Below are 26409 nucleotides of genomic sequence, written 5' to 3'. Positions count from 1 at the left end.
ATGAATGAATTAAGCATGCTTGAGTTAAAAAATATGGTCGCACATCAATTGAATTTACCTGTAGATGAAATTCAGCAGGAAGATAATTTATTTATGTTAGGACTTGATTCAGTCAGTCTTATGACGCTGGTTGGATTGCTACGTGAAAAAGGCTTTCAAATTGAATTTCAAGATCTGGTGGAGGAGCCAACGTTGAATGAATGGAGTGATCGTCTTAAATTGAATAGAGATTGATGTAAGACTAATGTGCATACCTTGAAAATCAACACATGCACAATCAACGGCCCTAGCCAAAGTACTTATAGCCAAAGGCCATTTTCGTTAAATTATTCGCTAACGTGAGTGGATCTTACATGCAATTAGAAAAATACTATTCTGATCAACAATGGAAAAAAATCCAAAATTTTGCCGAAACAAAGCAAAGCCCTTTTTTAGTTGTTGATTTAGATCAAGTGCAAACTCAATTTATTGAGTTGCAAAATAGCTTTCCAAAAGCCCATATTTATTATGCAGTGAAAGCAAATCCAGGTCGTGAAATTATTCATAAACTTGATCAACTTGGCTCATATTTTGATGTTGCATCAATTTATGAGTTAGACAAAGCGCTTGAATGTGGAATTCATCCAGATCGTATTTCATACGGTAATACTATTAAAAAAGCTTCAGACGTTGAATACGCTTACCGAAAAGGAATCCGTTTATTTGTTACCGATGCGGAAGCAGATCTCGCACAAATTGCCGAATTCGCACCGAACTCTAAAGTCTTTGTCAGGGCAATGGTAGAGTCGGGAGGTACAGCAGATTGGCCACTTTCACGTAAATTTGGATGCCATCCAGATATGGCGGTTGACTTAATGGTGAAAGCTAGACAATTGGGTTTAATACCCTTTGGCGTGTCATTCCATGTCGGTAGTCAGCAACGTGATGTCACTGTATGGCGTTCAGCTTTAACGGTAGTGAAGCAAATATTTAATACTTTGAAAGACCAATACGGTATCAGTTTACAATTAATCAATTTGGGTGGTGGTTTCCCAGCACATTACTTAGCTGATGTTGACAGTATTCAAAGTTATGCGCACGAGATTCAACGCTATCTTGATGAACACTTTGATGATCAGGTGATATTATTTTTGGAGCCAGGCAGATCGTTGGTGGGTAATGCTGGTGTGATTGTTTCAGAGATTGTTCTTATCGCCAATAAATCAGCACATGATGATAAACGATGGGTCTACACGGATGTGGGCGTCTTTAATGGACTAATTGAAACTTTAGGTGAAATGATCAAATATCCTATATATACACCTAAAATGCATTCAGCACATGAACATTCAAGTGTTGTGCTTGCAGGACCGACCTGTGATTCAACAGATATCATGTATGAAAAAGTGCCTTATCAGTTACCTAAAAACTTGAGCATTGGAGATCGACTTTATTGGTTAAGTACTGGAGCTTATACAACCTCTTATGCTTCGGTCGAATTTAATGGTTATCCACCTTTAAAAACGTTCTATTTAGATTGATTTTAGGAATGATGCTATGTGGTTGGTAGTCAGTCGCTCAAGCTACGAGCCACATAGCCTAACCCTCACAGAAGCGTTATCATAATGCTAAAATCTTGATGGGTAGGCTCATGAAAATCGTTGCAGATGAAAATCTCGCATTCACAGATTATTTCTTTTCAGAATTTGGCGATATTGATAATAAAGCTGGTCGTACCTTAAAGCATGAAGATGTGGTCAATGCTGAAGCCTTATTAGTACGTTCTGTGACGAAAGTGAATTCTGCGCTCATTCAAAATACTGCATTAACCTTTGTGGGTAGTGCAACGATCGGAACAGATCATTTGGACATTCCAGCAATTGAACAGCAAAATATTCAATGGTCAAATGCTGCAGGATGTAATGCCCAAGCTGTTTCTGAATATGTTATTACTGCGTTATTAGCTCTAAATCCTCATTTGCTAGATGCAGAACAAGATTTCACTTTAGCCATTATTGGACTGGGTAATGTCGGTTCACGACTCGCACATATGGCGAAATTATTGGGATGGAACGTCATCGGGGTTGATCCTTTTGTACAAAGAGAAAATATTCAGCAAGTCACTTTAGATGAAGTTTTTTCAAAAGCAGATGCAATTTCTATCCATGTGCCATTAACCACTTCAGGGATGCATGCAACCCGACATATGTTTAATGCTGAGACCTTAAAAAAGCTTAAACCATCTACAATTGTAATTAATTCTGCCCGTGGGTCAGTCATTGAAGAACAAGCTTTGATTGCAGATATTCGAGCAACAGGTCGTAAAGTTGTACTAGATGTCTTTGAGCATGAACCAGTCATTACGGAAGAGTTACTGGATCTTGTGCAATTGGTGACACCGCATATTGCGGGGTATAGTCTTGAGGGTAAAGCGCGTGGTACCCAGATGATTTATGATGCTTTCTGTCAGCATTTCGGCCATAAACCTTCAAAACAGTTCGAAACCCAATTGCCTACATGTGAACAATATTTTAACAATAGTGATCTCAAGCACACGCTGAAAACTCAATTAAACCATATCTACGATATCTTTAGAGATGATCAGAACTTAAGAGCATGCCTCAAAGATGGGAAAGTAGATCAAGCCTCATTTGATCAATTACGCAAAACATATCCATTACGCCGTGAATGGGCTGCTCATGGAGGGCCTCAGGCATGACTGACTCTCTGAGCTATCTACCAACTTGCGATTTTGCTGCCATGAAAGCCAGAGCGAGGATGTATCAACAGATTCGCCAATTTTTTTTAGAACGTGATGTTTTGGAAGTTGAAACTCCAATTTTATCTCATGCTGGAGTAACTGATGTCCACTTGGCGTCAGTTGAGGCAAGCCGTCATGTACATGGTCATTTGAAAAAGCACTATCTTCAAACTTCACCAGAATTTGCCATGAAACGACTGTTGGCAGCAGGCGTAGGGCCAATTTATCAAATCTGTAAAGTTTTTCGTGATGATGAACATGGCCGTAAACATAACAGTGAATTTACCATGCTTGAGTGGTATAGACCTGATTTTAGTCTCAAAGACTTGATGTTTGAAGTTACAGATTTACTCAATGTCACTTTGGCACATCGTTTTGGCGAAGTGCGACCTACGATTTTAAGTTATAAACATGCATTTATAGATCGCTTAGATTTTAATCCACTTAAATCCACATTAGAGGAATTAAAGGATTGTTGTAATCGTGTTGGGTTAAATCTAGATCTGGGTGATGATCGTCTAGGATATATCGACCTGTTATTTTCGCATATGGTGGAACCGAGCTTAGGTTTTGATACACCTGTATTTTTAACGGATTTTCCACCAGAACTTGCTTCTCTTGCAAAAACTCGAGTTGATGAAGATGGGGAATTGGTTGCAGCACGTTTTGAGCTTTACATTGAGGGCTTAGAGTTAGCAAATGCTTATGATGAGTTGATTGATGCAGATGTATTGCGTTCCCGTTTTGAAGCTGATAATGCTGAACGCGAAAAATTAGGCTTAGATGTTATGCCAATAGATGAAAATCTCTTAGCCGCATTGCCTAAAATGCCAGAATGCTCAGGTATCGCATTAGGAATCGATCGTTTACTGATGGTGGCAACAGAGAAAATGAAATTAGAGCAAGTGATTACATTTCCTGCTGATCGCTCATAAGATTTTTTATCCTCAGGATAAAGGACGATCTTGAGGAGCTAATATTTTGACAAATGTCGTGCTATACGCTTTAAAACCGTGATTTAAATAAAACTGATGTGCAGGTAATCGTTCAGCACGATTACCACTACTGACCACAATTTTTTGAATACCTTGTTGACTGGCTATATGTTCAACGTGAGCCAACAGTTTTTGACCAATCCCTTTATCGCGATGCGCCTGATCTACAATGAGTACTAGAATGCGAAAATACGGATCAGCACATTCACATGATATTTCTTCAACAAAACCAATATATGCGACAACTTGTCCATGATCGATAAATACTAGGGTTGTATAACGCTCCTGGGCTTGCAACCTCATCAAACGTTCTTTCATAACTTCTGTTTGAGTTGGATAGCCGATTTGGGTAGTCAATTCAGCGATCGCTGCAACATCATGGTTTAAATTTACAGGTTTAATCAGTATTGTCATGGCTATTGAAACATGATTTATAAGTATGAATTGAACTATGTTTAAATAATTTAATCTTTCATGTATTTTGTTTAGATAAATTTAATATTTTATCTTTTAATATTGGATTTGATTCATTTTTTCAACGTGAAGATTTAAAACAATAATCATAGGCGACGATATGTCTTTTTCTATATTTTTATCTTTTGTAATTTATACAATTGTGACATCCATAACACCTGGACTTAACAATTTGATGGTCGCAACCTCAGGAGTGAACTTTGGACTCCGTGCGACTTATGGACACATTTTAGGTGTAGCGATCGGTTTTGGGGTCATGGTGATTTTGGTTGGTTTAGGAATTGGTACATTACTGAGTCAAAATCAATTGGTTTACGAAATTCTAAAGTTGATCGGTATTGCTTATTTAATCTATTTAGCTATTAAGATTGCTCAATCAGGCTCAGTTGAATTAGATAAAACTCAAGCGAAACCCATTACTTTTTTGCAAGCTGCATTATTTCAATGGGTCAATCCAAAAGCTTGGATTATGGCAATGGGCGCGGTGACGACTTATTTAGCTGCAGGCAGTGAATTTTATTGGTATATCATTTTGGGTGTTGTGTTTGGGTTAGTCTGTATTCCATGCACGGGAGCTTGGGGAATACTCGGAGAAAAATTACAAACTTTGGTGCGTACGCCACAGCATCTAAAAATTTTCAATTACAGTATGGCGCTACTATTAGTGGCTTCAATCATTAAACCAATGATTGATTCTTTTAAATATTTTCAACAATCATTCTTTTAAAATACGATTACCTCCTGAGTTTCAGGAGGTAAATATTATGCGTTTACCAAGGATTGATGTTTTTCTCGGTGCGTTGCCAAAGCCTCGATTCTTTTTTGTATCAGCATTTCACCAATATCAGGGCCTTTGATCTCAGGCGGTAAATCAGATGCTTTAATTGAACGAACAATCTGTACCGCATCTAATACATATTTTGCTTGAGGATATTCACGGTCTTCGAGACCTAAGCGACCTTTGGCATCACATTCACATGCTTGTACAAAAGCCTCAACACGTTCAGGACGGCGTAATACATCTAAACGTTGTAATAGACGCCAAAGTGTTCCTGGTTTTAATGTAAACGCCTGATGGCATTTAAGATGTTCTTTGCACACCGCAATTGCCAATTGTTTGGTTTGGGTCGGAACTTTAAGACGTTCACATAAATCAGTCACGGGCTGAACACCACGTTCCTCATGCATGATATGGCGAGGTAACTCATCTTTAGGCGTGAGTGCTTTACCCAGATCATGCACTAATACTGCGAAGCGTACATCCATCGAGTAGTCTGCTTTACAAGCTTGTTGTAATGACATCAAGGTATGAATACCACAGTCAATTTCAGGATGGTATTCAGGACGTTGTGGTACACCAAATAATGCTTCGATTTCTGGAAAGAGGATTTTGAGAGCATCACACTGACGAAGGACTTCAAAGTAAATATCAGCATCACGTTCCATTAAAGCACGGGAAGTTTCTTTCCAAACACGTTCAGGTGTAAGTGCTTGCAATTCACCAGAATCAGCCAAATTTTTCATTAAGGCTATGGTTTCTTCAGCTACTTTAAAACCATACTGATGATAGCGAGCTGCAAAACGGGCAACACGCAATACTCGTAGTGGATCCTCTGCAAATGCATCAGAAACGTGACGTAAAATGCGTTGATTCAAATCTTGATAACCATGATAAGGGTCGAACAACTCACCATCTTCATTCATGGCCATTGCATTTATGGTCAAATCACGACGAATTAAATCATCTTCAAGGGTTACCGAGGGATCGGTAAAAAATTCAAAGCCATGATAACCATGCCCAGATTTACGCTCAGTACGAGCGAGGGCGTATTCATCTTTAGTTTCGGGATGTAGAAATACAGGAAAATCTTTACCAACAGGTTGGAACCCTTGGTTTAAAAGTTGTTCTGGTGTTGCACCGACAACGACATAATCTTTTTCGTGATAGGGGTGTCCGAGCAACTGATCTCGTACTGCGCCGCCTACTAAATAAACTTGCATAAAAAACCTCTATTCTTAGCACCATCATGCATCAGAATAGAGGTTTTCTCAAGTCACAAAACGTGCCCTAAATAAAGGATTAGAGCGCGTTTTTTTCCTCTTCTTGAATTTCTGCAACAGTTAATGCAGTCATATTCACAACACGGCGCGTAGTTGCTGTTGGTGTTAAGATATGAACTGGCTTAGCCGCACCTAATAAGATTGGACCAATTGTTACATTATTTCCTGAAGTTGACTTCAACAGGTTGAATGAAATATTTGCAGCATCTAAATTCGGCATAATCAATAGATTCGCAGAACCTTTGAAGCGCGAGTTCGGGAATGCAAAGCTACGGATATTTTCATCAAGTGCTGCATCTGCATGCATTTCACCTTCAACTTCAAGTTCAGGTGCGATTTCAGAAAGAATTTCATACACTTTACGCATTTTTTGAGCGCTAGGATCAGTCTGGTCAGAACCAAAACTTGAGTGCGACAACAATGCTACACGTGGAGTAATACCGAAACGACGGACTTCTTCTGCTGCTAAAATAGTCATTTCAGCAAGCTGTTCAGCCGTAGGATTACGATTGATGTATGTATCTGCAATGAACAAGTTGCGATCTTCGAGCATCAACGCATTTAAGGTAAAGAAAGTGTTATGACCTTCTTTTAAACCAATGACATTACTCACGAAATCTAAATGAATATCGTAGCTAGAATACGTACCACATAGCATACCATCTGCTAAGCCGTGGCGTACTAACATCGCTGCAATCAGGGTCGAACGACGACGTGATTCACGTTGTGCATACTCAGGTGTTACCCCTTTACGCATCATCAGATTATAGTAATCATCAGCAAACTTTTCGTAATCAGGATTTGTTTCTTGATCAACGATAGTGATATTCACACCATTTTCTAAACGTAAACCTAATTTCTTAATATTCGCTTCGATCACAGCAGTACGACCCACCAAGATCGGTTTTGCCAGGCCTTCGTCTACTGCAATTTGAACAGCACGAAGAACACGAAGATCTTCACCTTCCGCATAAGCAATACGTTTAGGATCAGTTTTCGCTTGAGCAAAAATTGGTTTCATCATAAATGCTGAGTTGTAAACGAACTCAGAAAGACGCTGATGATACACGGAGAAATCTTGGATTGGACGAGTCGCTACACCAGAATCCATCGCAGCTTTTGCAACAGCAGGAGCAATTTCAAGAATCAAGCGTTGATCTAGTGGGCGTGGAATTAGGTAATCACGTCCAAATGATGCAGACTTTTCACCATAAGATGCAGCGTCAGCTTCTACATGCGCCATACGAGCAATTGCGTGTACACATGCAATCTTCATTTCTTCGTTAATGGTTGTTGCACCTACATCAAGTGCACCACGGAAGATATATGGGAAGCAAAGCGCATTATTCACTTGGTTCGGATAGTCTGAACGACCCGTCGCCATGATCACATCATCACGAACTTCATGTGCATGCTCAGGCAGAATTTCAGGATCTGGATTAGCAAGCGCGAAGATGATTGGATCCTTCGCCATGACTTTGACCATTTCTTTAGTCAAAATACCCGCAGCTGATAGACCAAGGAACATATCTGCACCAGCAATCACATCAACAAGCTGAGAACCTTCAATATCTTGAACATAGCGTTTTTTAGAGTCGTCTAAGCCTTCACGTTTAGTGGTGATCAAACCGCGAGAGTCAGCAACAATGATATTTTCTTTTTTAGCACCTAATGCACAAAGAAGATCTAGACATGACAATGCAGCTGCACCAGCACCTGATGCAATGATTTTGATGTCTTCAATCTTTTTGCCATTTAATTGCAAAGCATTTAAAAGTGCTGAGCCTACAATGATTGACGTACCGTGTTGGTCATCATGAAAGACTGGAATATTCATGCGCTCACGAAGTTTCTGTTCAATATAGAAACATTCTGGAGCTTTGATATCTTCGAGGTTAATCCCCCCGAAAGTCGGTTCAAGAGCAGCAACGATATCTACGATTTTATCTGGATCGTTTTCTGCAATTTCGATATCGAAAACGTCAACGCCTGCAAACTTTTTGAACAGGACGCCTTTACCTTCCATCACTGGTTTTGAAGCGAGGGGACCAATATTACCCAAACCGAGTACTGCAGTACCATTACTGACGACTGCAACTAGGTTACCACGCGCAGTATACAGCGCTGCTTTAGAAGGGTCTTTTTCAATTTCCAAACATGGCACTGCAACACCTGGGGAATATGCTAATGCTAGATCATGTTGGTTGACGAGTTGCTTACTCGGAGTAACGCTGATTTTTCCTGGTGTTGGAAATTCGTGGTAGTAGAGTGCTTGCTGTTTTAAAGATTGATCGTCCATCTGAATCCCAGTAATTACAATATTCCAGCTTTGCTGGTTTTTGGTTATATCACTTGGAATATACCACTAGTTGCGCAGTGATCACAGTTAAAAGTCGAAATTTCATACATATTTAGGACTTTGGTCTTGAGATTAAGGTGTTTGTGATAATTGCACTTCATTTTTTAAATATTGAGTGCTATCAATCGCATTTAGGGGCTTTGAAAAATAATAGCCTTGGAAATAATCACAGCCCTGTTTTCTTAAGTATTCGATTTGTTCAAGGTCTTCTACACCTTCAGCAACCAATTTCATACCCATCGCTTTACCCATGGAAATAATCGCATCGACAATAGCATTATTTTTACGAGTGCCAATCTTTGAAATAAAGGCGCGATCAATCTTGAGTGTATCAATAGGATAGTCGGCAAGATAAGCAAGGGAAGAATAGCCTGTACCAAAGTCATCTAGTGCGATTGAGAATTTTTTATTTTTAATTTGATTGAGGAGATCAAAAACATGTGAGGATTTGTCCAGTAAAGACGACTCCGTCAATTCAAACTCAATGTATTGGGGTTCAAGTGCATATTTCAGAATGGCTTGATCAATAAAATTGAGAAATTCCCCACGATGGATCTGTTGCGCCACGACATTAATAGAAATTTGTAACTTATCAAATCCTAATTCATGCCATATTTTAAGTTGCTTACATGTCTGGAAAATAACAAATTTTCCGATATCTGAGATCAGACTAGTCATTTCAGCAATCGGTATAAAACGATCTGGCATGATGATGCCATACTTTGGATGATTCCAGCGGATTAATGCTTCAAAGCCGCTCACTTGCATCGTTTTACTTTCGATCTTAGGTTGATAGTAAATTTCTAAGTCCTGATTTTTTATAGCAAGTCGTAAATCTCTTTCGAGCTCAATGTCACTGCCAAAAATGGATTCAGGCTTGTTGTCATAATAATAGGCTGTGCTGCCCCCTAGTTTTTTTGCTTCTGTTAAAGCGCTTTCCGCGTGACTATTTAAGCTACCAATTTGTCTACCATGATTGGGGTAAATTGCGATACCCAGTGAGACATGAATCATGTGTTCTTGCCCATCGATGATAAAGGGTATTTCAAAGGCCTCAAGGATCTGATCGACGACTTGTTGGATCGTGTAATGACTATGATTTAAGTTGTAAATCATAGCAAAGTCATCATTATTTAAATATGAAATCAGAACAGCTTTAGAACAGGTATATTTCAGTCTTCGGGAAACTTCTTTGAGAACTTCATCTCCAGTTTGATGATTAATAAACTCATTAAAATGTCTAAATCGATCAATGTTAAGACGAATAATAGAAAAATGGCTCAGAATTTTAGATTTACTAATTAGATACTGGTGTAACTGTAAATTAAAATAAACACGGTTAGGTAAATCTGTAAGTAGATCGTAATTCTCTAAGTAGGCCATTCTTTCAAGATTTTGTTTCCGTTCAGTCAAATCTGAAATGATGCCTACATAATTTAAAATTCTATTTTTATCATCACGAACTGCATTGATATGCAGCCACAAGGTTAATATCTTTCCTGAAATAAATTCTTCTGTGACCTCAGCATCATATTGTCCGGTGAGTAACACCGTTTGAGTTATATCGGCGTGATGTTGGCTGAGTTGGGATGTGGAAGATTTGGTAATATCAAAGATGTGTTTTGAGATAATATCCTGCGGTGGGATGTTGACCAATTCACTAAAATAAGGATTAACTTCTAAAAAACACAAGTTATTGTCTAAAACGAAAACTCCTTGGGCCACTTGATTAAATACATTCGAAGCTAATTTCAATTTTTCTTGTGCTTTTTTTTCACTCTCAATGTCTTGGAAAATACCCACCATTTTAAGAGGTTTATTATTTTTAGGATCACGTGTAATAACTCGACCAATATCTTTAATCCAGAACCACTGATCTTTTACTTTAGTTCTATAATGTGCTTCAAAACGTTCAGTATTTCCTCTTAAATGTCTACGGAGCTCTTTACGATAATTTTCTTGATCTTCTGGGTGAATAAAATCGTTAATTTGATCAGTAGCACTTTGGTAGTGTAAAACCTGATTACCATATTTAATTCCTGAAATTTCAATGGTTCTTTTCTCAATATTCCATAGCCAAGATGAAATTCCAGCAGTTTCATGCGCAAAATCGAGATTAGCTTGATGGTGCTGCAGTCGATCGTTGATCTTATTAATATCGTAGGTTCGTTCAATTACTTTTTGTTCGAGTAATTGATTATGCATTTGTAATTGGCTTTCAATTTCTTTGGATTTTTCAATCTCATTTTTTAGCTTGTCTTGGAGAAGTGATGACTCCATAAGATGTTTTCTAGATTCAGATAAATAGAATTTATTGTGACTATTTAATATTCCAAGACGGCGGTACATCTTATGGGTAAGGAGAGCGCAAATAAGTAATACACCAAACCAAATATTAAAGATTAAACTAAAAACATCAGGAGTATTATCTAAAAAAAGGAAATTGGAAAGGACTATGGCCGAAGCTGAAGGCAAAAAAACATAAAGGAAGTATCGTAAACGCTGTGATAAAAATACAATAGCAAAAGTATAAACAATAGATAACATTAACCCAGCTAAAGTCAACATATGTATATCTTTGACTTCTGGATTATGTTCGGGGATAAGCTGTAATACGGTATAAATACCAATAGCTAGACCAGCTCCAGTAATTAAGCAAACCAATTGTGCCCACATGTCTAAGTTAAAAATACTAATTTGATTAGATTTTTTAAAAAAGAGGGTAAAGCAAATACAGATTAAAAGAATGGCGGTAAATATAATGAGCCAAATGGTATAAGGTATTGAAAAGCTTTTGAAATAAAAGAAGTAAATAAGTTGATTATAGATACAGGCAAAGAGCACCCACGCTAAAAAAAAATGCAAATTAGAAGTCGCACTTTTGATCTGGCTATCGAGTACAGAGTTGGAAACATGCTCTCCCTGAACTTCACTCATAACTGGCAATACCTTAATTTTCTTTCTACTTTATTTGAATTATTTTTGAGTACGAACTTAAAAAATATAAATTTAGCGCGACAACTCTTTTCTCATTAAAGTACTGTCTAATTGGATGAAAATCAATTCTATTGTGAGTTAAATCACGGAATTTTGAGAAAATATTTATTAAAATTTGTAATTTAAGATCGATAAAGCAACCACTGGTGCGGTTTCTGTACGTAAAACACGTTCACCAATACACCAATTGATAAATCCATGCTGATTTGCAGATTGGATTTCAGCTTCACTTAATCCACCTTCTGGACCAATGAGTAGCGCTATATTTGAGGAGGCATCATTTAACACATCGACCTCATCTTTATTGGGGGCTAAGACTAATTTCGTTTCAGGGAGTGTGCTATTTAACCATTGTGCCAAAGGGAGTGGAGCTAATATTTTTGGAACAATATTCATTCCACACTGCTCGCAAGCTGCAATTGCTACACCTTGCCAATGATCAAGTTTTTTCTGATCACGGTCGTACTTTAAACGCATTTCGCAACGTTCAGAGGTGAGAAGTTGAATTTCAGATACGCCTAACTCAACCGCTTTTTGAATAGCATAATCCATACGGTCACCTTTACTCATTACTTGACCAAGTAAGGCATTAAAGTTTGGTGTGCGATTGGTTGGGTTAAATTCTTGAACTAGAACCGAGGCTGTTTTTTTATTGGCTTCAGTTAACTCAACTTGATATTCGCCACCTTGACCATTAAACAAGGTCGCTTTTTCACCGACTTGTGCACGTAAAACTTTGACCCAATGATGAAATACAGTTTCAGTCAGTTCAACTGTTGTATTTACATTAAGTTCTGCTTCAATAAAAAAACGAGGCATGTGCATTACTCTAAAATCGGTAAAATAAAAACTTCTTTTATCTTCAGTCCTTACATCAAATAAATTATACCTAAGCTGTCGATAAAAGAAGTCAGGAGACTTATGCCAGACCGAGGTCTTTTACAAGTTGACGAGTTGGATCAGTGGTGTTCATCGTATAAAAGTGTAAGCTTGGTGCACCACCAGCAATGAGGCGTTCACATAGCTTTACAATCACTTCATGACCAAAGGCTTTGATTGATGCAGTATCATCACCATAGGCTGCCAGTTGCTTACGAATCCAACGAGGGATTTCAGCACCTGTACCATCTGCAAAGCGAATTAAGTTGCTTGCATTGGTAATTGGCATAATGCCAGGTGCCACAGGAATATTCACACCTTCTTTTTGAATGCGCTCTACAAAGTAAAAATACGCATCTGGATTAAAGAAGAATTGAGTTAAGGCTGCATTTGCACCTGCATTGGCTTTCTCACAAAAGCGTTTAATGTCTAAATCAAAGCTATCTGCTTGTGGGTGCATTTCAGGGTAAGCTGCAACTTCAATCTGGAAGTGGTCACCCGAATGTTCACGGATAAAGCGTACCAAATCCTGAGCATACGGTAATTCACCTAAGCCAACTTGACCGGAAGGTAAGTCACCACGTAGTGCAACAATACGGTCAATCCCTTGAGATTTGTATAAATCTAAAAGTTCAGCGATCCGTTCTTTGCTATCACCAATACAAGAGAGGTGAGGAGCAACAGGCGTGCCTTTGCCATTAAAATCAGCTAAAGTCGAAAGTGTACGGTCACGTGTAGAACCACCTGCACCATAAGTCACAGAGAAAAACTCTGGATTCAGCAACTGCAGTTCTTGGTGAACAACCTTAAGTTTTTCCGCACCTGCATCAGTTTTGGTTGGGAAAAACTCAAAAGAAATTGGAATCTGTTTAGACATGTTCAAATCCTTTGTACTTATTTCAGCAAAATAGAATTCAAAGAAAAGCAGGCTGTTCAGCCTGCTTGTTCAAAGATTAGTATTTATAAGCGTCAGATTTGAATGGACCTTCAACAGCAACCCCAAGGTAGTCCGCTTGTTCTTGAGTTAATTGAGTCAGAACACCACCGAAACCTGCAACCATTGCTGCAGCAACTTCTTCATCTAATTTCTTAGGAAGAAGTTCAACACGAATCGCTGCTTGTTTTTGATCTTCAGGAAGATCAGCAAATTTCTCTGCGAACAAGTGCATTTGACCTAAAACTTGGTTCGCAAAAGAACCGTCCATCACGCGTGATGGGTGACCAGTTGCATTGCCAAGATTTACTAAGCGACCTTCAGAAAGAAGAATGAGGTAATCATTTTCATTTTCTGAACGATATACTTGGTGAACTTGTGGTTTAACTTCAACCCATTTATAACCACGTAAGTAGTTGGTATCGATTTCAGTGTCAAAGTGACCGATATTACAAACTACTGCACCTGCTTTTAATGTATCAAGCATTGCAGCGTCACAAACGTGGTAGTTACCAGTCGTTGTTACGATTAAGTCAGTATTTTGAAGAAGGTCAGCGTTAACGTCTTCTTTTTTACCTGTTTGTACGCCATTTTTGTATGGAGAAACTACTTCGTAACCGTCCATGCAGGCTTGCATTGCACAGATTGGATCGATTTCAGAAACACGTACGATCATGCCTTCTTGACGAAGTGATTGTGCAGAGCCTTTACCTACGTCACCGTAACCAATTACAAGCGCACGACGACCAGATAACAGCATGTCAGTTGCACGTTTGATCGCATCGTTTAGAGAGTGACGGCAACCGTATTTGTTGTCATTTTTAGATTTAGTTACTGAGTCATTTACGTTGATCGCAGGTACTTTCAATGAACCGTCTTTCCACATTTCGAGAAGACGTTGAACACCTGTTGTTGTTTCTTCAGTAATACCGTGGATTTTTGCGAGTACTTCTGGGTATTTTTCATGAACAAGCGCAGTTAAGTCACCGCCGTCGTCCAAAATCATGTTGGCATCCCAAGGCGTACCATTTACATTAATTTGTTGTTCAAGACACCACATGTATTCTTCTTCAGTTTCGCCTTTCCAAGCAAATACAGGAACACCTGAAGCTGCAATAGCTGCCGCAGCGTGGTCTTGAGTAGAGAAAATGTTGCAAGATGTCCAACGAACTTCAGCACCAAGCTCTACCAAAGTTTCGATAAGAACAGCTGTTTGGATTGTCATGTGGATACAACCCAAAATTTTAGCACCGGCAAGTGGTTTAGCCGCAGAGTAACGCTTACGCAGACCCATAAGGGCTGGCATTTCAGCTTCTGCAAGTTTGATTTCTTTACGGCCGTAGTCAGCAAGTGAAATATCGGCAACTTTATAATCTGTAAATGAAGCATTAACCGCGTTCATCACGATCTCCTTATAAAAAACAAAAATTGATCATTATGTTCGCGGATGCCGTTGTTGGTCTGTCTAGAATAAGAGGGACCGATCGTCGAGCCTGGCGCTTTTACATTTTGTACTTGTAAAACGTCGCAGCATCCCTCGACTAGCGGAGTATTGTACTTGGATTTACGTTCCGTTCCAATCTTCAATTGGTTAATATCTGTCTCATAAGAAAATTTTGAGATTGTACTATGAAGGATAGCTTTAATTATGCAATTAAAGAATGGTGTGAAATTAAGGATGAATATAAAAATGGGAGTCTAATTATTGGCAATGGCGCTAGTATTGCCTTGCACTCAAAATTTAGTTTTTCTTCGTTAAAAGAAGAAGCTGAAAAACTAAAACTTTTTAATGATGATATATCTAAGCTTTTTATCGAGTTTGATACATGTGACTTTGAATTAATCTTGAGGTTGGTTTGGCATGCAAAGTTGGTAAATATTCATCTAGGAATACAAGATAAAAAAATTGATTCAGCTTACGAAAATATTAAAACTGCCCTAATCAAGGTTGTAAAAGACGTTCATTGTGAACACTCGACTATTGCTGATCAATTACCTATTCTTTATAAATTTACAAAGCAGTTTTCTACTATTGTTTCACTTAATTATGATTTGATTCTTTATTGGATACGTATGTATGGTAATGATCAAGAAATCAATAGTGATGGTCATGTATTTAAAGATGGATTTGACAAGGGAGGGGCTATATTCGATCGTTGGGATTACTTGAAAGAGCCATATTATAAAAATAGTTTTGAGAAGGAAGTTACAAGAACTTTTTATCAACACGGTAATCTATCTATATTTACCTTTGCAAATGGAATAGAACGTAAAATTAACCGGGAGTTAAACTCTCACTTGTTAGAAACCATTGAAAAAAATTGGGTTGATCAAAGTATTCCTGTGTTTGTAGCTGAAGGTACAAGTGATAAAAAAATGAATTCCATTGCTAGAAGTCTTTATTTAACTAAGGTTTATTATGAAATTCTCCCCGAGTTTCTAAATCATGGGAAAAATTTAGTAATTTATGGTTGGGGAATGGGAGAGCAAGAAACTCATTTAATTGAACAAATATTTGGTAAAAGTGGAAATGCTATAAAGAAAAAGGGGAAAGTAGCTATATCTATTTTTAAAAATGATCAAGAAACTTGTCAGCGTATAGCATTAATGTTGAATAAGATTTCGGATAAAATTGAAGTAGAGTTTTTTGACAGACAAAGCTCAGGTTGTTGGAATAATCCTTAAACGGAATAATAATAAGCTGAATAATCATTTTAGTAATTTATATGTCATTAAATATACCCGAAGAACTCGCCAATCTAGAAGCCAATGCTGGTATTTATGCCGTATGGATGCTCTTTCAACATCTTGGGTTAGACCCAGATATTGAACAACTTAAAGAAGTGTGTGGTTATGTAGAGGGTGATGGAACGACCACGATCGGTCTAGCTGTGGGACTTAAAAAATTTGGCTTAGATGTGGAATTTACCACAGATGAAGACAATGCACTTCAAGAGCAAGAAAAGCTAAGTTATTTAGAAGCTGAAAAACTTGCGCTAAAAATATCCCCCGCAATCAGCTATCAAGATATTCAAATCGCATTTGATGCCAATAAGTTTGTGATCGTGTATTACGATACTTTAGAAGGCATTGGTAATCATTCATTGGTATATGACATCAATGAAGAAGAAATCTGCTTTTTTGATAGCTTTGAAGCAATGCCGAAAAAAGTATTTGAACAGCAAAGGGCAGTAGATGGGATTTGTAGACAAGCCATCATCGCTGAAGTTAATTAATATCTTAAAGTATGTCACTATCTTAAAGTATGTTGCTATTTTAAGGTATGTTATAGTTTAAAAAGATCTAAAGTAGCTCAATAAAAAGCCTTCAATCATGAAGGCTTTTTGATGCAAAAAACGAGATTTATCTTAAGTGCTTGATTGAGCCTTTTCCTGCCAATAATCAGCTTTTTCCTCGTTTACATCCACACCTAAACCATGTGCATAGATGGCAGATAAATCACGCATTGCTTGAGTATCACCAAGTTCAGCGGCTTGAGTCACCAATTCAACAGATTTTTGTACATCTTTTTCGACCACATTACCACGACGGTAATAACCTGCGAGCTCTAAAATCGCAGCAGCATGTTGATGTTTACTTGCTTGCGTGAGCCAGTTAAAACCGTACTCAAAGTTTAGTTTTGCATCTTCAGGATCTTCTTCTAAAACTTCTTTCGCATAATGGGTATAACCTTCCCCTAACCAGTACATCGCTTCGACATGACCCAATTGACCAGCACGTAAAGCCCATTCTTCTGCAAGCGCAATGTCTTCATCGTGTTCACTCGTCATATAAAGTTCAGCAAGTTCAAATTGAGCAGCGGCATTACCTGCATGAGCACGATTTTCGAGAGCAATCGGGACGGTAACACGTTTCGTCATAGTGGGATTCCATGGCTTCAAAGCGAAGCAAAAAAATATTAAATTACTCCCTTATTATACTGTAAAACTGATCCAAAGCTTGAATAGTATGGTTTGAGCATATCCACTGAGATATTTTGTAGATGAATTACAAATTCAACCATAGGTAAAAACTATAGATGTGCGACGTAAATTAAGGTTTTTTGATGGAATTGAAGTAAACGTGACAGTTTTTTAAATTTCATAAGACCTTAGCATAACTTTTTCCTATGCTGAAAATCCTCTCTAATGCGAATATTAGAGGAGATTGACCATGTCACAGACCAACACTTATTCAGCAGATGTGATCGTACTTGGTGCAGGCCCAGTCGGTTTAACGATGGCGAACGGCCTTGGCCTTGCGGGCTTAAAAGTAAAAGTGATTGAACAGCTCGATCAATTGATTGATTATCCTCGTGCAATTGGTATTGATGATGAATCTCTAAGAACAATGCAATCGATTGGCTTGATCAACAAAGTATTGCCGCATACCACTCCCGATCATGCGATGCGTTTTCTTACGCCTTCAGGCCGTTGTTTTGCAGATATTCAACCTAAAACACGTGAGTTTGGTTTCCCTCGTCGTAACGCATTCGTACAACCTTATGTTGATGCAGAATTATTGGAAGGTTTAGAACGTTTTGATGATGTGGAAGTACTTTTTTCTCGTCAACTTCAAAGTTTTAAGCAGACTGAAGATCAAGTTGAAGTTCAAATCCAAAATAAAGATAAAACAATTGAATATATAACTGCAAAGTATCTAGTGGCATGTGATGGAGGTAATAGCTACGTTCGCCGTATGTTGAATATTCCTTTTGAAGGTAAAACTGCACCAAACCAATGGATTGTTGTCGATATTGCAAACGATCCATTGGCGACACCACATATTTACTTATGTTGCGATCCAGTACGTCCATATGTGTCAGCGGCTTTACCACATGGTATCCGTCGTTTTGAATTTATGGTGATGCCAGGGGAGACGCAAGAGCAACTTAGTCAACCTGAAAACATGGCTAAACTTTTATCCAAAGTATTACCAAACACTGAAAATATCGATGTGATCCGAAATCGTGTTTATACCCATAATGCACGTATTGCCAGTAGATTTAAAGAAGGGCGTATCTTACTTGCGGGAGATGCAGCGCACATTATGCCAGTATGGCAGGGACAGGGTTATAACAGTGGAATGCGTGATGCGTTCAATTTATCTTGGAAACTGGCTATGGTCGTACAAGGTAAAGTAGATGCTAAAGTTCTAGATTCTTATCAAGAAGAGCGTCATGATCATGCCAAAGCGATGATTGATTTATCTGTTACAGCAGGCCATGTGCTAGCTCCGCCTAAAAAATGGCAAGGTACTGCGCGTGATGCTATTTCATATGTTCTAAATTACATTAAACCAGTTAAACAATATTTGTTGGAAATGCGCTTTAAGCCAATGCCACAATATAAATCTGGTATTTTGGTTGGACAGGTCAATAAGACATCACCAATCGGTAAAATGTTTATTCAACCTAAAATGCAAGATAGCACAGGTCATGTGAAATTACTGGATGATTTTATTGGTCAAGGCTTTGCTATTATTGCTTGGGGAGTAGATCCGACTTGGGGACTCACACCAACAAGTATTCAAAAATGGAAAGCCTTGGGTGTGAAATTTATTAAAGTCGTTCCACCTGAACAATTGAAAATTGATGCTCATGATGATGAAATATTGATACTTGGGGATACAGAGCATGCGATTCGTGCGTGGTTTGGTCGCACTCAATACTCGATGGCATTTTTAAGACCAGATAAATTTGTGGCGGGCTTATGTATTCCTCAGACGAGCGAAGAGCTCAGTCAAAAACTGTTTGATAAACTTGGCGTTTAATCAAAAAGTTTAGGACTAATCTAAAAGAAAACCTGCAAATTTGCAGGTTTTTTATTTTTAAAATAGCGTTCAAAGTTTTAAAAAATATGACAATGAAAGTGTTGGCTTAGAATATTTTTTACTGTTTGCAAATGCTTACTTTGATCTTGTTTTCTGAAACTCAAATACAAGCTGATATTCGGTAAATCGATTTCAGTTGATTTAATTAAGACATTTTCACTGAGCAAGCTTTCAACATATTTTGGAACAATGGTCCAACCGACTTGCATCGCTACAAGATTAATATTCATTAAAATATTACTCGAATATTGAGCAACTTGAATAGATGTATTCAGGGTTTCAAAAATGTTCTGAATTTTTTGGAATAAGATCGGTGAGGCAGTTTCCTCGCTCATGATAAATTTTTGGGCAATTAAATCCTGTTTTGAAATACAATCTAAATGCGCATGGGCTGAATGACGAGGAATCAGCAAGATCAGAGGCTCACTAAACAATTCAATAGAGGCAATATGCTCATCATCGATACATTGGCGAGTGAATGCGACATCAATTTTTTGATCACGAAGTGCTTGGATTTGATGTACACAGCTCAAACTATGAAATTGAATATCTAAATCAGGCTGTTGTGCACGAATAATAGGCATGACATAGGGAAAAATTTTCATTTCTGCCACAGGTAAAAAGCCAATATTTAATTTATTTTTCTTGGTATTCGCCATGATTTGAATCTTGTGTTTGGCGTCTTGAGCAAGTTTCAAGATATGTCGAGCATCTTTTAAAAAAGTTTCTCCTTCCTCTGTGAGCGATAAGCTTCTGCTTTTACGAATCAGCAGGGATGTACCTAATTCCGCTTCAAGATCTTTAATTTGCTGACTTAAAGAGGGCTGCGCTATAAAGAGTTTTTCTGCAGCACGCGTAAAATTAAGTTCTTCGGCAACTGAGACGAAATATTTCAAATGTCTAAGTTCCATGCGTACCGATCCTTAATCGCCATAATAAATGAGGTTGATTATACGTTTGAATTGCTAGAACTTCAGCGTGATTCACGTTTAAAGCTAATTTAAGAAGAAAAAACCGACCCATATTTAAATGAAATATGGGTCGGTTTTTTTATCAAGTAGAGTATTTAAATGATGAGGAAGATCAAGCTGATGAATCCAATAAAGGATACGCCCAAAATGATTTTTTTCATTTGTGACTCAAAATAGGTCAGACAAAGTGCAACAAAAAGCGCAGCGAATGTCAGTACACCAATCCAATAACTCATCATATTACTGACTTGTCCTTTGCTCATGCAGAGGATAAGCCCTAACGACAGGAATCCCCATCCAACCATTGAGGCTATTTTCTGGTGTTTAGCACTCAATGTTTGACCAAAAATTTGTTTTTGATGCTTTTGCATTGCACTGGCTAAACCTATAAAACCTAAAGTACAAACTGCCCAAATGAGGAGAAAAAAGCTCATGGTGATTACCCCTCTACCTTAGGTAAAACTTGACTCTTTTTTAACGGAGTTCCTTGATGATTTTGAACTTTGTAAAGTGTAAAATAAAAAACCACTGCTAAAACTAGCATCGCCAGATCGAACGAAGCGATAACCCATTGACCGTGAGCTATAGAACGCCATAAAGGTTGACCACCTGTGATAAAGTTTACAAGCGGAAGTAAAGCGAAAAGCAGGGTAGCGAGACCCAGTAATTCAAGCCAAGCTTGGCGATGGGTGCGAAAAACAGCATAAACAAGTGTGAAGAGCCACACAATAAAGAATGTACGGATTTCCCAGTTTAAACGCATTTCCATGTTGGCAGGGATAAAACGGTTTGCATAAAAATAAGCTGCACAAGCAATAGGTAAGCCGATAATCGCAGCGATGTTGGTAATCTCGACCGTACGATACCCAAAGGATTTATAACCTTGTTTCGCTTGTTGAGGTGCACGTTTGACGCACCATAAAATTAATCCTGTTGCGACCATTAGCGTGCCAACGATACCAGAAAAAAAGAGTATCCAACGTAAGGCTAAATCAACTCCTCGTGCTTCATGTAGAACAGTGGCAACATTGTAAATGCCATTGGGAATAGAAGGATTTTTGAGTTGAGTGGAATCATCTGTAATGTTTTGACCTGTCACACCATTGAAGTCTAAAGTTTCATATACGCCACGATGAGCGATACTTGCGCCGTGTAAAGCACGTAACTCAATGGTCGCCTTCGATGTATTTGGTGCTTTAATTGTGATCGAACCAATCGGATTGTTTTTCCACTTCGCTTCAGCTTGAGTGAGGATCGGAGCAATATCTGTAAGTGGTGCAGGTTCAGCTTTTCGATCTTGGTTGCGCGTACGTCGACTTTCACCTCGATTCTTTCTCTCACCATCCATTTTGTTAGTATGTTCATTTGATGCTGACTGCGTACCACGAGCCTCAATTTCTGTACGCGCATTCATCATCGAGCGCTGATTTCCTTGCGGTTGATCAGTACGAGTCTGCCCTTGTGGTTCTGCTGGATTTTGAATTAAGGATTTTCGTTGGTCTTGTAGAAAGGCGCCACGATTGTCATAAATTTGCTGTACCCCCCACGGCATGATGGTAAATAATAATAAAAGTAAACCACTAAAAGTGATCATGATATGAAAGGGAAGTGCGAATACAGCTGTTGCATTATGTGCGTCTAACCAAGAACGCTGTCCTTTACCTGTTCTAAAGGTAAAGAAATCTTTAAGGATTTTCTTATGGGTGATGATGCCACTAATAATTGCAACAAGCATAAACATGGTTGCTATGCCCACAATCCAACGTGACCATATACGTGGCATTCCGTATAATTCAAAATGGAAACGATACAGAAAACTACCCCCACGGGTTTCACGGGCTTCTAATACTTCACCTGTGGCACTGTCAATCGTCACACGTTTACCACCGCGACGAGCATTGGGATCTTCTCCGACACTCCGGATATTCAGTGTGGTGTAATTTTGACGAGCATTGGGTAATTGAATTCCCCAGCTCCCTGCATCATCATGATTATTCTGCAAATATTGCAGAGCCACTTGCGTCTGCTCGAGTTGAGATTGGCTTGGAATCGATTGGTGATACTCGGGCTTCATCCATGTACTGATTTCTGCTTGGAAAAAACTCAAAGTACCAGTTACAAAGATGGCATACAGCAACCATCCTAGTATCAAACTAGCCCAAGTATGTAACCATGACATAGACTGGCGTGGGCCTTCAGCTTTGGCATCACTTCTCATGAATTAGTTCCCCATGATTTTATAGATGAGAAATAAAGCAAGGCTAGGTAAGACGATGCCCAATGTAGCTTTTCTGGTTTTGTGAACCATAAAAACCCAAATAAACGCTGCACACTGTAAACAGAAAGCAATGAGCGTTGCTGACATCGCTGCGCTAGATTGATATGTGCTAAATGTTTGTGCAATCACGATAGCAGAGAGGGATGCAAGCAAATAACCTCCAATACCCGCCAATAAAAAACGATAGAGCACCATCAGGCGATAACTGATAGAAACTGATTTAGTAGTCTTACGAGTTTTTTTTACTTGATTCCCAAGTGTTAACTCGCCTGGTAGTTCGAATTCTGTACTGTTCATAAAAGTAAGAAAGTGTGAGTGTATGTAATTATTGTAAATGATAACAATTATTGTTTGTCTTTAGAATTATAAATTTGCATTTTAGAAATAAATTTTTAATTGAATTAGCTTGGGCATGTTAATTGCAGCGTTGTAGTTATTTTTTATCAATAGGTAAAATTTATGACGTATCAAGTTTTTTACTGCAAAGCTAATCCTGATGCTCAATTTGTGTTGTTATCTTCAGGGTTAGGAGGACATGGACATTTTTGGCATCCACAATTAGATATATTGACTCGATTTTTTCATGTTATTACATATGATCAAGAAGGATGTCATGCAGATGCTGCATTACTAGCACCAACTTATTCAATGACCGATATGGCAATACAAGTGATACAGATTTTAGAGGATCTAAAGATCGATGATTTCCATTTTATCGGTCATGCTTTAGGTGGGCATATTGGAGCGGAGTTAGCCGTTTTAATTCAAAATACAAAATTGGAAATGTTGAGTTTGACCAGTATTAATGCGTGGGACTCACTAGATCCACATACGCTCAAATGTTTTGAAGCTCGAGAATCGTTATTACAAAATGCTGGTGCAGAGGCATATGTTAGAGCTCAAGCATTATTTCTTTATCCACCTGTATGGATCTCTGTTAATATCGATCAAATACAACAAGTAGAAAATAATCAACTCCGAAACTTTCCACCAAAAGAGAATGTACTGAGACGTCTGAAGGCTTTAAAGGAATTTAAAATAACGAATGAACATATCACCGCACTTCAACGAACTCCAATTCACTTGATTGCAAATCGTGATGATTTCTTGGTTCCAGTACATAAGACTTTTGATCTTCAGAAAAATTTTGTACATGCACAATGCTCAATTTTTGATGTAGGTGCACATGCTTCTACTGTGACTGAGCCAAATATCACTAATCAGGCACTTATTCAATTTCTTCGATCACTCTAGCATTTGAAACTTTTCAATTGCATATAAAAAACCACGATTGAGATCGTGGTTTTTTAATTATTTTACCAAATGGTATTTTTTGGAACATCTTGTGCACTTTTTTATGACGTTGTTTAGGAGTAATGGGTATTTGGATTATGTGATTAATTTATCATAAGGTAAAATATAAAATTATTAATCTATTGTAATATATAACAAAATAATAGTTGGCACATCATTTGCTAAATATCTAATACAAGCTCGAAAGCTTAATCCTACTAAATCGAATTTAACTGATCGTTAAATTAGGAGTGTTAGATATGAAAATTGGTGTCTTTTGTCCGATCGGAAATAATGGCTGGTTACTCTCAGAAAATGCTCCTCAATACAAACCAAGTTTTGAGTTAAATAAAAAAATTGTCCAACGCGCAGAGCATTACGGTTTTGATTTTGCATTGTCTATGATCAAGCTGCGTGGTTTCGGGGGTAAAACTGAGTTTTGGGATCACAACTTAGAAACTTTTACGCTTATGGCGGGTCTTGCTGCAGTCACCAGCAAAATAAAAATTTATGCAACAGCTGCGACGCTAGTGATGCCGCCTGCCATAGTTGCACGCATGGCATCTACGATTGATTCAATTTCGAATGGTCGTTTCGGCCTAAATGTCGTCACAGGTTGGCAAGCGCCAGAATATACCCAAATGGGCATGTGGCCCGGTGATGAATATTTCGGAAAGCGTTACGAATACTTATCTGAATACGTACAAATTCTGCGTGAATTATGGGCAACAGGTAAATCTGACTTTAAAGGTGACCATTTCCAAATGGATGATTGCCGAGTTAGCCCACGCCCGCAAGCAGAGATGAAAATTATCTGCGCTGGTCAATCGGATACAGGTTTGGAATTTTCTGCTCAACACGCTGATTACAATTTTGTTTTTGGTAAAGGGCTAAATACACCAACAGCATATGCAGAAATCAATGATCGTTTAAAAGCAAAAACAGATATTACGGGTCGTGATGTTCAAACCTACGTTTTGTTCATGATTATCGCTGCTGAAACAGACGAAGAAGCGATGGCGAAGTGGCAACATTATAACGATGGCGCTGATATTGAAGCGATCAACTGGTTAATGAATCAAGGCGGAAAAGATACTAAATCCGGTGCAGATACTAATATTCGTCAAATGGCTTCATCAGTATCACCAGTCAACATCAATATGGGAACGTTGGTGGGTTCTTACGAAACTATCGCAAAAATGCTAGATGAGATTAGTGAGGTGAAAGGAACTGAAGGCATTTTACTGACATTTGATGATTTTGTTGAAGGTGTTGAAAGTTTTGGACAACGGATTCAGCCGCTTATGAAATGTCGTGAACATGTTGTGGTTGAAGGAATGAGTTCAGAACCTGTGTTGGAGAAAATCGCATGAGTCATTTAGAAAATACCGTTGAAGCTGGATTTACTGCACAAGCGGGTACGGGTGTAAAACTCAAAGCCGAACCGGAAAATATTGTGCTTGCACCAGAGCAAACAGCACTAATCGTGATTGATATGCAAAATGCGTATACGTCAAAAGGTGGTTATTTAGATCTTGCTGGGTTTGATGTGTCGACGACAAAACCTGTGGTTGAAAATATTAAAAAGGCAGTTTCTGCAGCACATGATGCTAGTATTCAAGTGATCTATTTCAAAAACGGTTGGGATAATCAATATCGTGAAGCAGGTGGTATTGATTCACCAAACTTTCATAAATCAAATGCACTGAAGACCATGCGTAAGCGTCCTGAGCTACAAGGCAAATTGTTAGCAAAAGGGGATTGGGATTTTGAGTTGATTGATGAGTTGGTGCCAGCTCCTCAAGATATTGTGATTGAAAAGCCTCGTTATAGTGGATTCTTTAACACAGCGCTAGACAGCATGCTCAGAGTGCGTGGAATTCGTAATTTGGTTTTTGTTGGTATCGCGACCAATGTATGCGTTGAATCGACGCTCAGAGATGGCTTCTTTCTAGAATATTTTGGCGTGGCTTTAGACGATGCCTGTCATCAAGCAGGGCCAAAAGAAGCCCATGTCGCAAGTATGTACAACATAAAAACCTTCTTTGGATGGGTGTCGGATACAGAAAGTTTTGTCAGTAGTTTTGCAGATCAACCAACACTCGCTGAAAGCGCATAGATATTTATAAATTTTAAAATTAGGAAATAAGTCATGTCAAAAGAAGTCATTATTCCAGTGGGTTCAGGTAAGCCACTCGCACCGTATTCGCCAGCAACTAAAGCAGACAACATTGTCTATGTTTCAGGCACTTTGCCTTTTGATGAAAACAACAATGTAGTTCATGTTGGAGACGTAGCAGCACAGACACGCCATGTCCTTGAAACAATAAAGAAGGTCATCGAAACTGCTGGCGGAACAATGTCGGACATTACTTTCAACCATATTTTTCTGACAGATTGGGCAAACTACGCTGCAATGAATGAAGTATATGCCGAATATTTTCCGAATGCAGAACCAGCTCGTTACTGTGTTCAAACAGGATTAGTCAAACCTGATGCACTCATCGAAATTGCTTCGATTGCTCATGTTTAATTTGAAAGCTTTCATCACCCTATTATGAGTCCCTCACTGACTGCTTAGGCGATGAGGGATGGA

General features: G+C 38.4%; 24 protein-coding genes. 12 read left to right on the top strand and 12 right to left on the bottom strand.

All coding sequences use genetic code 11. The features are described from left to right. The 4 genes from AC1M9K_RS03400 to epmA all read left to right on the top strand — a co-directional run bounded on the left by AC1M9K_RS03400 (position 1) and on the right by epmA (position 3675). Positions 1-234, top strand: coding sequence for a phosphopantetheine-binding protein (locus tag AC1M9K_RS03400; protein ID WP_228133240.1), 234 nt, complete (start codon positions 1-3; stop codon positions 232-234). Between the two features lie 119 nt (positions 235-353). After that, entirely contained in the window at positions 354-1520 is a 1167-nt protein-coding gene (locus tag AC1M9K_RS03395; RefSeq protein WP_481588508.1) for a type III PLP-dependent enzyme, read from the top strand. Positions 1521-1630: 110 nt separating this feature from the next. Then, on the top strand, positions 1631-2698 hold the full coding sequence (locus AC1M9K_RS03390; RefSeq protein ID WP_481588507.1) for a 4-phosphoerythronate dehydrogenase: 1068 nt from the start codon (positions 1631-1633) through the stop codon (positions 2696-2698). Beyond that, positions 2695-3675 carry an EF-P lysine aminoacylase EpmA gene (gene epmA / locus AC1M9K_RS03385; protein ID WP_481588506.1) on the top strand — a complete coding sequence of 327 codons (981 nt, stop codon included), beginning with the start codon at positions 2695-2697 and terminating at the stop codon, positions 3673-3675. The genes AC1M9K_RS03390 and epmA overlap by 4 nt, the downstream gene beginning before the upstream one ends. Before the next feature lie 12 nt (positions 3676-3687). On the opposite strand, the gene AC1M9K_RS03380 is transcribed toward epmA, so the two are convergent. Then, complete coding sequence (locus AC1M9K_RS03380; RefSeq protein WP_481588505.1) at positions 3688-4149, bottom strand: GNAT family N-acetyltransferase; 462 nt, start codon at positions 4147-4149, stop codon at positions 3688-3690. 160 nt (positions 4150-4309) lie between these two features. On the opposite strand from AC1M9K_RS03380, the gene AC1M9K_RS03375 reads away from it, so the two are divergent. Beyond that, complete coding sequence (locus AC1M9K_RS03375; RefSeq protein WP_481588504.1) at positions 4310-4936, top strand: LysE family translocator; 627 nt, start codon at positions 4310-4312, stop codon at positions 4934-4936. A gap of 35 nt (positions 4937-4971) precedes the next feature. On the opposite strand, the gene AC1M9K_RS03370 is transcribed toward AC1M9K_RS03375, so the two are convergent. The 6 genes from AC1M9K_RS03370 to ahcY form a co-directional block, all read right to left on the bottom strand. Further along, positions 4972-6210: a multifunctional CCA addition/repair protein gene (locus AC1M9K_RS03370; protein WP_481588503.1), complete on the bottom strand. Its 1239-nt coding sequence runs from the start codon at positions 6208-6210 to the stop codon at positions 4972-4974. Between the two features lie 79 nt (positions 6211-6289). Further along, the gene (locus AC1M9K_RS03365; RefSeq protein WP_092766000.1) at positions 6290-8569 is read right to left on the bottom strand and encodes an NADP-dependent malic enzyme; all 2280 of its coding nucleotides are present in this window, start codon (positions 8567-8569) and stop codon (positions 6290-6292) included. A gap of 132 nt (positions 8570-8701) precedes the next feature. Then, positions 8702-11566 carry an EAL domain-containing protein gene (locus AC1M9K_RS03360; protein WP_481588502.1) on the bottom strand — a complete coding sequence of 955 codons (2865 nt, stop codon included), beginning with the start codon at positions 11564-11566 and terminating at the stop codon, positions 8702-8704. Between the two features lie 168 nt (positions 11567-11734). Continuing rightward, a complete protein-coding gene (locus AC1M9K_RS03355; RefSeq protein ID WP_481588501.1) occupies positions 11735-12445 on the bottom strand; it encodes a 16S rRNA (uracil(1498)-N(3))-methyltransferase in 711 nt (236 codons plus the stop codon). 100 nt (positions 12446-12545) lie between these two features. Continuing rightward, on the bottom strand, positions 12546-13382 hold the full coding sequence (gene metF / locus AC1M9K_RS03350) for a methylenetetrahydrofolate reductase [NAD(P)H] (RefSeq protein ID WP_481588500.1): 837 nt from the start codon (positions 13380-13382) through the stop codon (positions 12546-12548). Between the two features lie 76 nt (positions 13383-13458). Next, on the bottom strand, positions 13459-14841 hold the full coding sequence (gene ahcY, locus AC1M9K_RS03345) for an adenosylhomocysteinase (protein ID WP_481588499.1): 1383 nt from the start codon (positions 14839-14841) through the stop codon (positions 13459-13461). Positions 14842-15068: 227 nt separating this feature from the next. On the opposite strand from ahcY, the gene AC1M9K_RS03340 reads away from it, so the two are divergent. Beyond that, a complete protein-coding gene (locus AC1M9K_RS03340) occupies positions 15069-16124 on the top strand; it encodes a DUF4917 family protein (protein ID WP_481588498.1) in 1056 nt (351 codons plus the stop codon). 41 nt (positions 16125-16165) lie between these two features. Then, positions 16166-16675, top strand: a complete 510-nt coding sequence (locus tag AC1M9K_RS03335; protein ID WP_481588497.1) for a cysteine peptidase family C39 domain-containing protein — start codon at positions 16166-16168, stop codon at positions 16673-16675. Between the two features lie 132 nt (positions 16676-16807). Here AC1M9K_RS03335 and AC1M9K_RS03330 read toward each other — a convergent pair whose 3' ends face one another. Further along, positions 16808-17320: a tetratricopeptide repeat protein gene (locus AC1M9K_RS03330; protein ID WP_035265647.1), complete on the bottom strand. Its 513-nt coding sequence runs from the start codon at positions 17318-17320 to the stop codon at positions 16808-16810. Between the two features lie 292 nt (positions 17321-17612). On the opposite strand from AC1M9K_RS03330, the gene AC1M9K_RS03325 reads away from it, so the two are divergent. Then, complete coding sequence (locus tag AC1M9K_RS03325) at positions 17613-19211, top strand: bifunctional 3-(3-hydroxy-phenyl)propionate/3-hydroxycinnamic acid hydroxylase (protein WP_481588496.1); 1599 nt, start codon at positions 17613-17615, stop codon at positions 19209-19211. A gap of 77 nt (positions 19212-19288) precedes the next feature. Here the strand turns inward: AC1M9K_RS03325 and AC1M9K_RS03320 are convergent, their stop codons facing one another. The 4 genes from AC1M9K_RS03320 to AC1M9K_RS03305 form a co-directional block, all read right to left on the bottom strand. Next, positions 19289-20182: a LysR substrate-binding domain-containing protein gene (locus AC1M9K_RS03320; protein ID WP_481588495.1), complete on the bottom strand. Its 894-nt coding sequence runs from the start codon at positions 20180-20182 to the stop codon at positions 19289-19291. A 155-nt stretch (positions 20183-20337) separates the two neighbouring features. Then, a complete protein-coding gene (locus tag AC1M9K_RS03315; protein ID WP_481588494.1) occupies positions 20338-20676 on the bottom strand; it encodes a DUF3325 domain-containing protein in 339 nt (112 codons plus the stop codon). Between the two features lie 5 nt (positions 20677-20681). After that, positions 20682-22460: a PepSY-associated TM helix domain-containing protein gene (locus AC1M9K_RS03310; RefSeq protein ID WP_481588493.1), complete on the bottom strand. Its 1779-nt coding sequence runs from the start codon at positions 22458-22460 to the stop codon at positions 20682-20684. A gap of 3 nt (positions 22461-22463) precedes the next feature. After that, positions 22464-22817 carry a hypothetical protein gene (locus tag AC1M9K_RS03305; protein ID WP_035265656.1) on the bottom strand — a complete coding sequence of 118 codons (354 nt, stop codon included), beginning with the start codon at positions 22815-22817 and terminating at the stop codon, positions 22464-22466. A 162-nt stretch (positions 22818-22979) separates the two neighbouring features. On the opposite strand from AC1M9K_RS03305, the gene rutD reads away from it, so the two are divergent. From rutD to rutC, 4 genes are all read left to right on the top strand, one after another. After that, entirely contained in the window at positions 22980-23774 is a 795-nt protein-coding gene (gene rutD, locus AC1M9K_RS03300) for a pyrimidine utilization protein D (RefSeq protein ID WP_481588492.1), read from the top strand. Between the two features lie 299 nt (positions 23775-24073). Further along, positions 24074-25186 (top strand): pyrimidine utilization protein A, encoded by a 1113-nt coding sequence (rutA, locus tag AC1M9K_RS03295; RefSeq protein ID WP_035265660.1) that lies wholly within the window; start codon positions 24074-24076, stop codon positions 25184-25186. Continuing rightward, positions 25183-25932 carry a pyrimidine utilization protein B gene (gene rutB / locus AC1M9K_RS03290; protein WP_481588491.1) on the top strand — a complete coding sequence of 250 codons (750 nt, stop codon included), beginning with the start codon at positions 25183-25185 and terminating at the stop codon, positions 25930-25932. Before rutA ends, rutB begins: the two co-directional genes overlap by 4 nt. Positions 25933-25965: 33 nt before the next feature. Then, the gene (gene rutC / locus AC1M9K_RS03285; protein WP_035265663.1) at positions 25966-26346 is read left to right on the top strand and encodes a pyrimidine utilization protein C; all 381 of its coding nucleotides are present in this window, start codon (positions 25966-25968) and stop codon (positions 26344-26346) included. Positions 26347-26409: the final 63 nt, after the last annotated feature.

The sequence above is a fragment of the Acinetobacter sp. 24-47-67 genome (assembly GCF_056779735.1).
This window is presented reverse-complemented; position numbering and strand designations above follow the sequence as displayed.

Coding starts and splice junctions, on each gene's coding strand:
- AC1M9K_RS03400 (WP_228133240.1), top strand. CDS start 1: ATGAATGAATTAAGCATGCTTGAGTTAAAAAATATGGTCGCACATCAA.
- rutB (WP_481588491.1), top strand. CDS start 25,183: ATGAGTCATTTAGAAAATACCGTTGAAGCTGGATTTACTGCACAAGCG.
- AC1M9K_RS03320 (WP_481588495.1), bottom strand. CDS start 20,182: ATGGAACTTAGACATTTGAAATATTTCGTCTCAGTTGCCGAAGAACTT.
- AC1M9K_RS03390 (WP_481588507.1), top strand. CDS start 1,631: ATGAAAATCGTTGCAGATGAAAATCTCGCATTCACAGATTATTTCTTT.
- rutD (WP_481588492.1), top strand. CDS start 22,980: ATGACGTATCAAGTTTTTTACTGCAAAGCTAATCCTGATGCTCAATTT.
- rutA (WP_035265660.1), top strand. CDS start 24,074: ATGAAAATTGGTGTCTTTTGTCCGATCGGAAATAATGGCTGGTTACTC.
- AC1M9K_RS03340 (WP_481588498.1), top strand. CDS start 15,069: ATGAAGGATAGCTTTAATTATGCAATTAAAGAATGGTGTGAAATTAAG.
- AC1M9K_RS03330 (WP_035265647.1), bottom strand. CDS start 17,320: ATGACGAAACGTGTTACCGTCCCGATTGCTCTCGAAAATCGTGCTCAT.
- ahcY (WP_481588499.1), bottom strand. CDS start 14,841: ATGAACGCGGTTAATGCTTCATTTACAGATTATAAAGTTGCCGATATT.
- AC1M9K_RS03305 (WP_035265656.1), bottom strand. CDS start 22,817: ATGAACAGTACAGAATTCGAACTACCAGGCGAGTTAACACTTGGGAAT.
- AC1M9K_RS03365 (WP_092766000.1), bottom strand. CDS start 8,569: ATGGACGATCAATCTTTAAAACAGCAAGCACTCTACTACCACGAATTT.
- AC1M9K_RS03380 (WP_481588505.1), bottom strand. CDS start 4,149: ATGACAATACTGATTAAACCTGTAAATTTAAACCATGATGTTGCAGCG.
- AC1M9K_RS03310 (WP_481588493.1), bottom strand. CDS start 22,460: ATGAGAAGTGATGCCAAAGCTGAAGGCCCACGCCAGTCTATGTCATGG.
- AC1M9K_RS03315 (WP_481588494.1), bottom strand. CDS start 20,676: ATGAGCTTTTTTCTCCTCATTTGGGCAGTTTGTACTTTAGGTTTTATA.
- AC1M9K_RS03355 (WP_481588501.1), bottom strand. CDS start 12,445: ATGCCTCGTTTTTTTATTGAAGCAGAACTTAATGTAAATACAACAGTT.
- AC1M9K_RS03335 (WP_481588497.1), top strand. CDS start 16,166: ATGTCATTAAATATACCCGAAGAACTCGCCAATCTAGAAGCCAATGCT.
- AC1M9K_RS03370 (WP_481588503.1), bottom strand. CDS start 6,210: ATGCAAGTTTATTTAGTAGGCGGCGCAGTACGAGATCAGTTGCTCGGA.
- AC1M9K_RS03375 (WP_481588504.1), top strand. CDS start 4,310: ATGTCTTTTTCTATATTTTTATCTTTTGTAATTTATACAATTGTGACA.
- metF (WP_481588500.1), bottom strand. CDS start 13,382: ATGTCTAAACAGATTCCAATTTCTTTTGAGTTTTTCCCAACCAAAACT.
- rutC (WP_035265663.1), top strand. CDS start 25,966: ATGTCAAAAGAAGTCATTATTCCAGTGGGTTCAGGTAAGCCACTCGCA.
- AC1M9K_RS03395 (WP_481588508.1), top strand. CDS start 354: ATGCAATTAGAAAAATACTATTCTGATCAACAATGGAAAAAAATCCAA.
- AC1M9K_RS03325 (WP_481588496.1), top strand. CDS start 17,613: ATGTCACAGACCAACACTTATTCAGCAGATGTGATCGTACTTGGTGCA.
- epmA (WP_481588506.1), top strand. CDS start 2,695: ATGACTGACTCTCTGAGCTATCTACCAACTTGCGATTTTGCTGCCATG.
- AC1M9K_RS03360 (WP_481588502.1), bottom strand. CDS start 11,566: ATGAGTGAAGTTCAGGGAGAGCATGTTTCCAACTCTGTACTCGATAGC.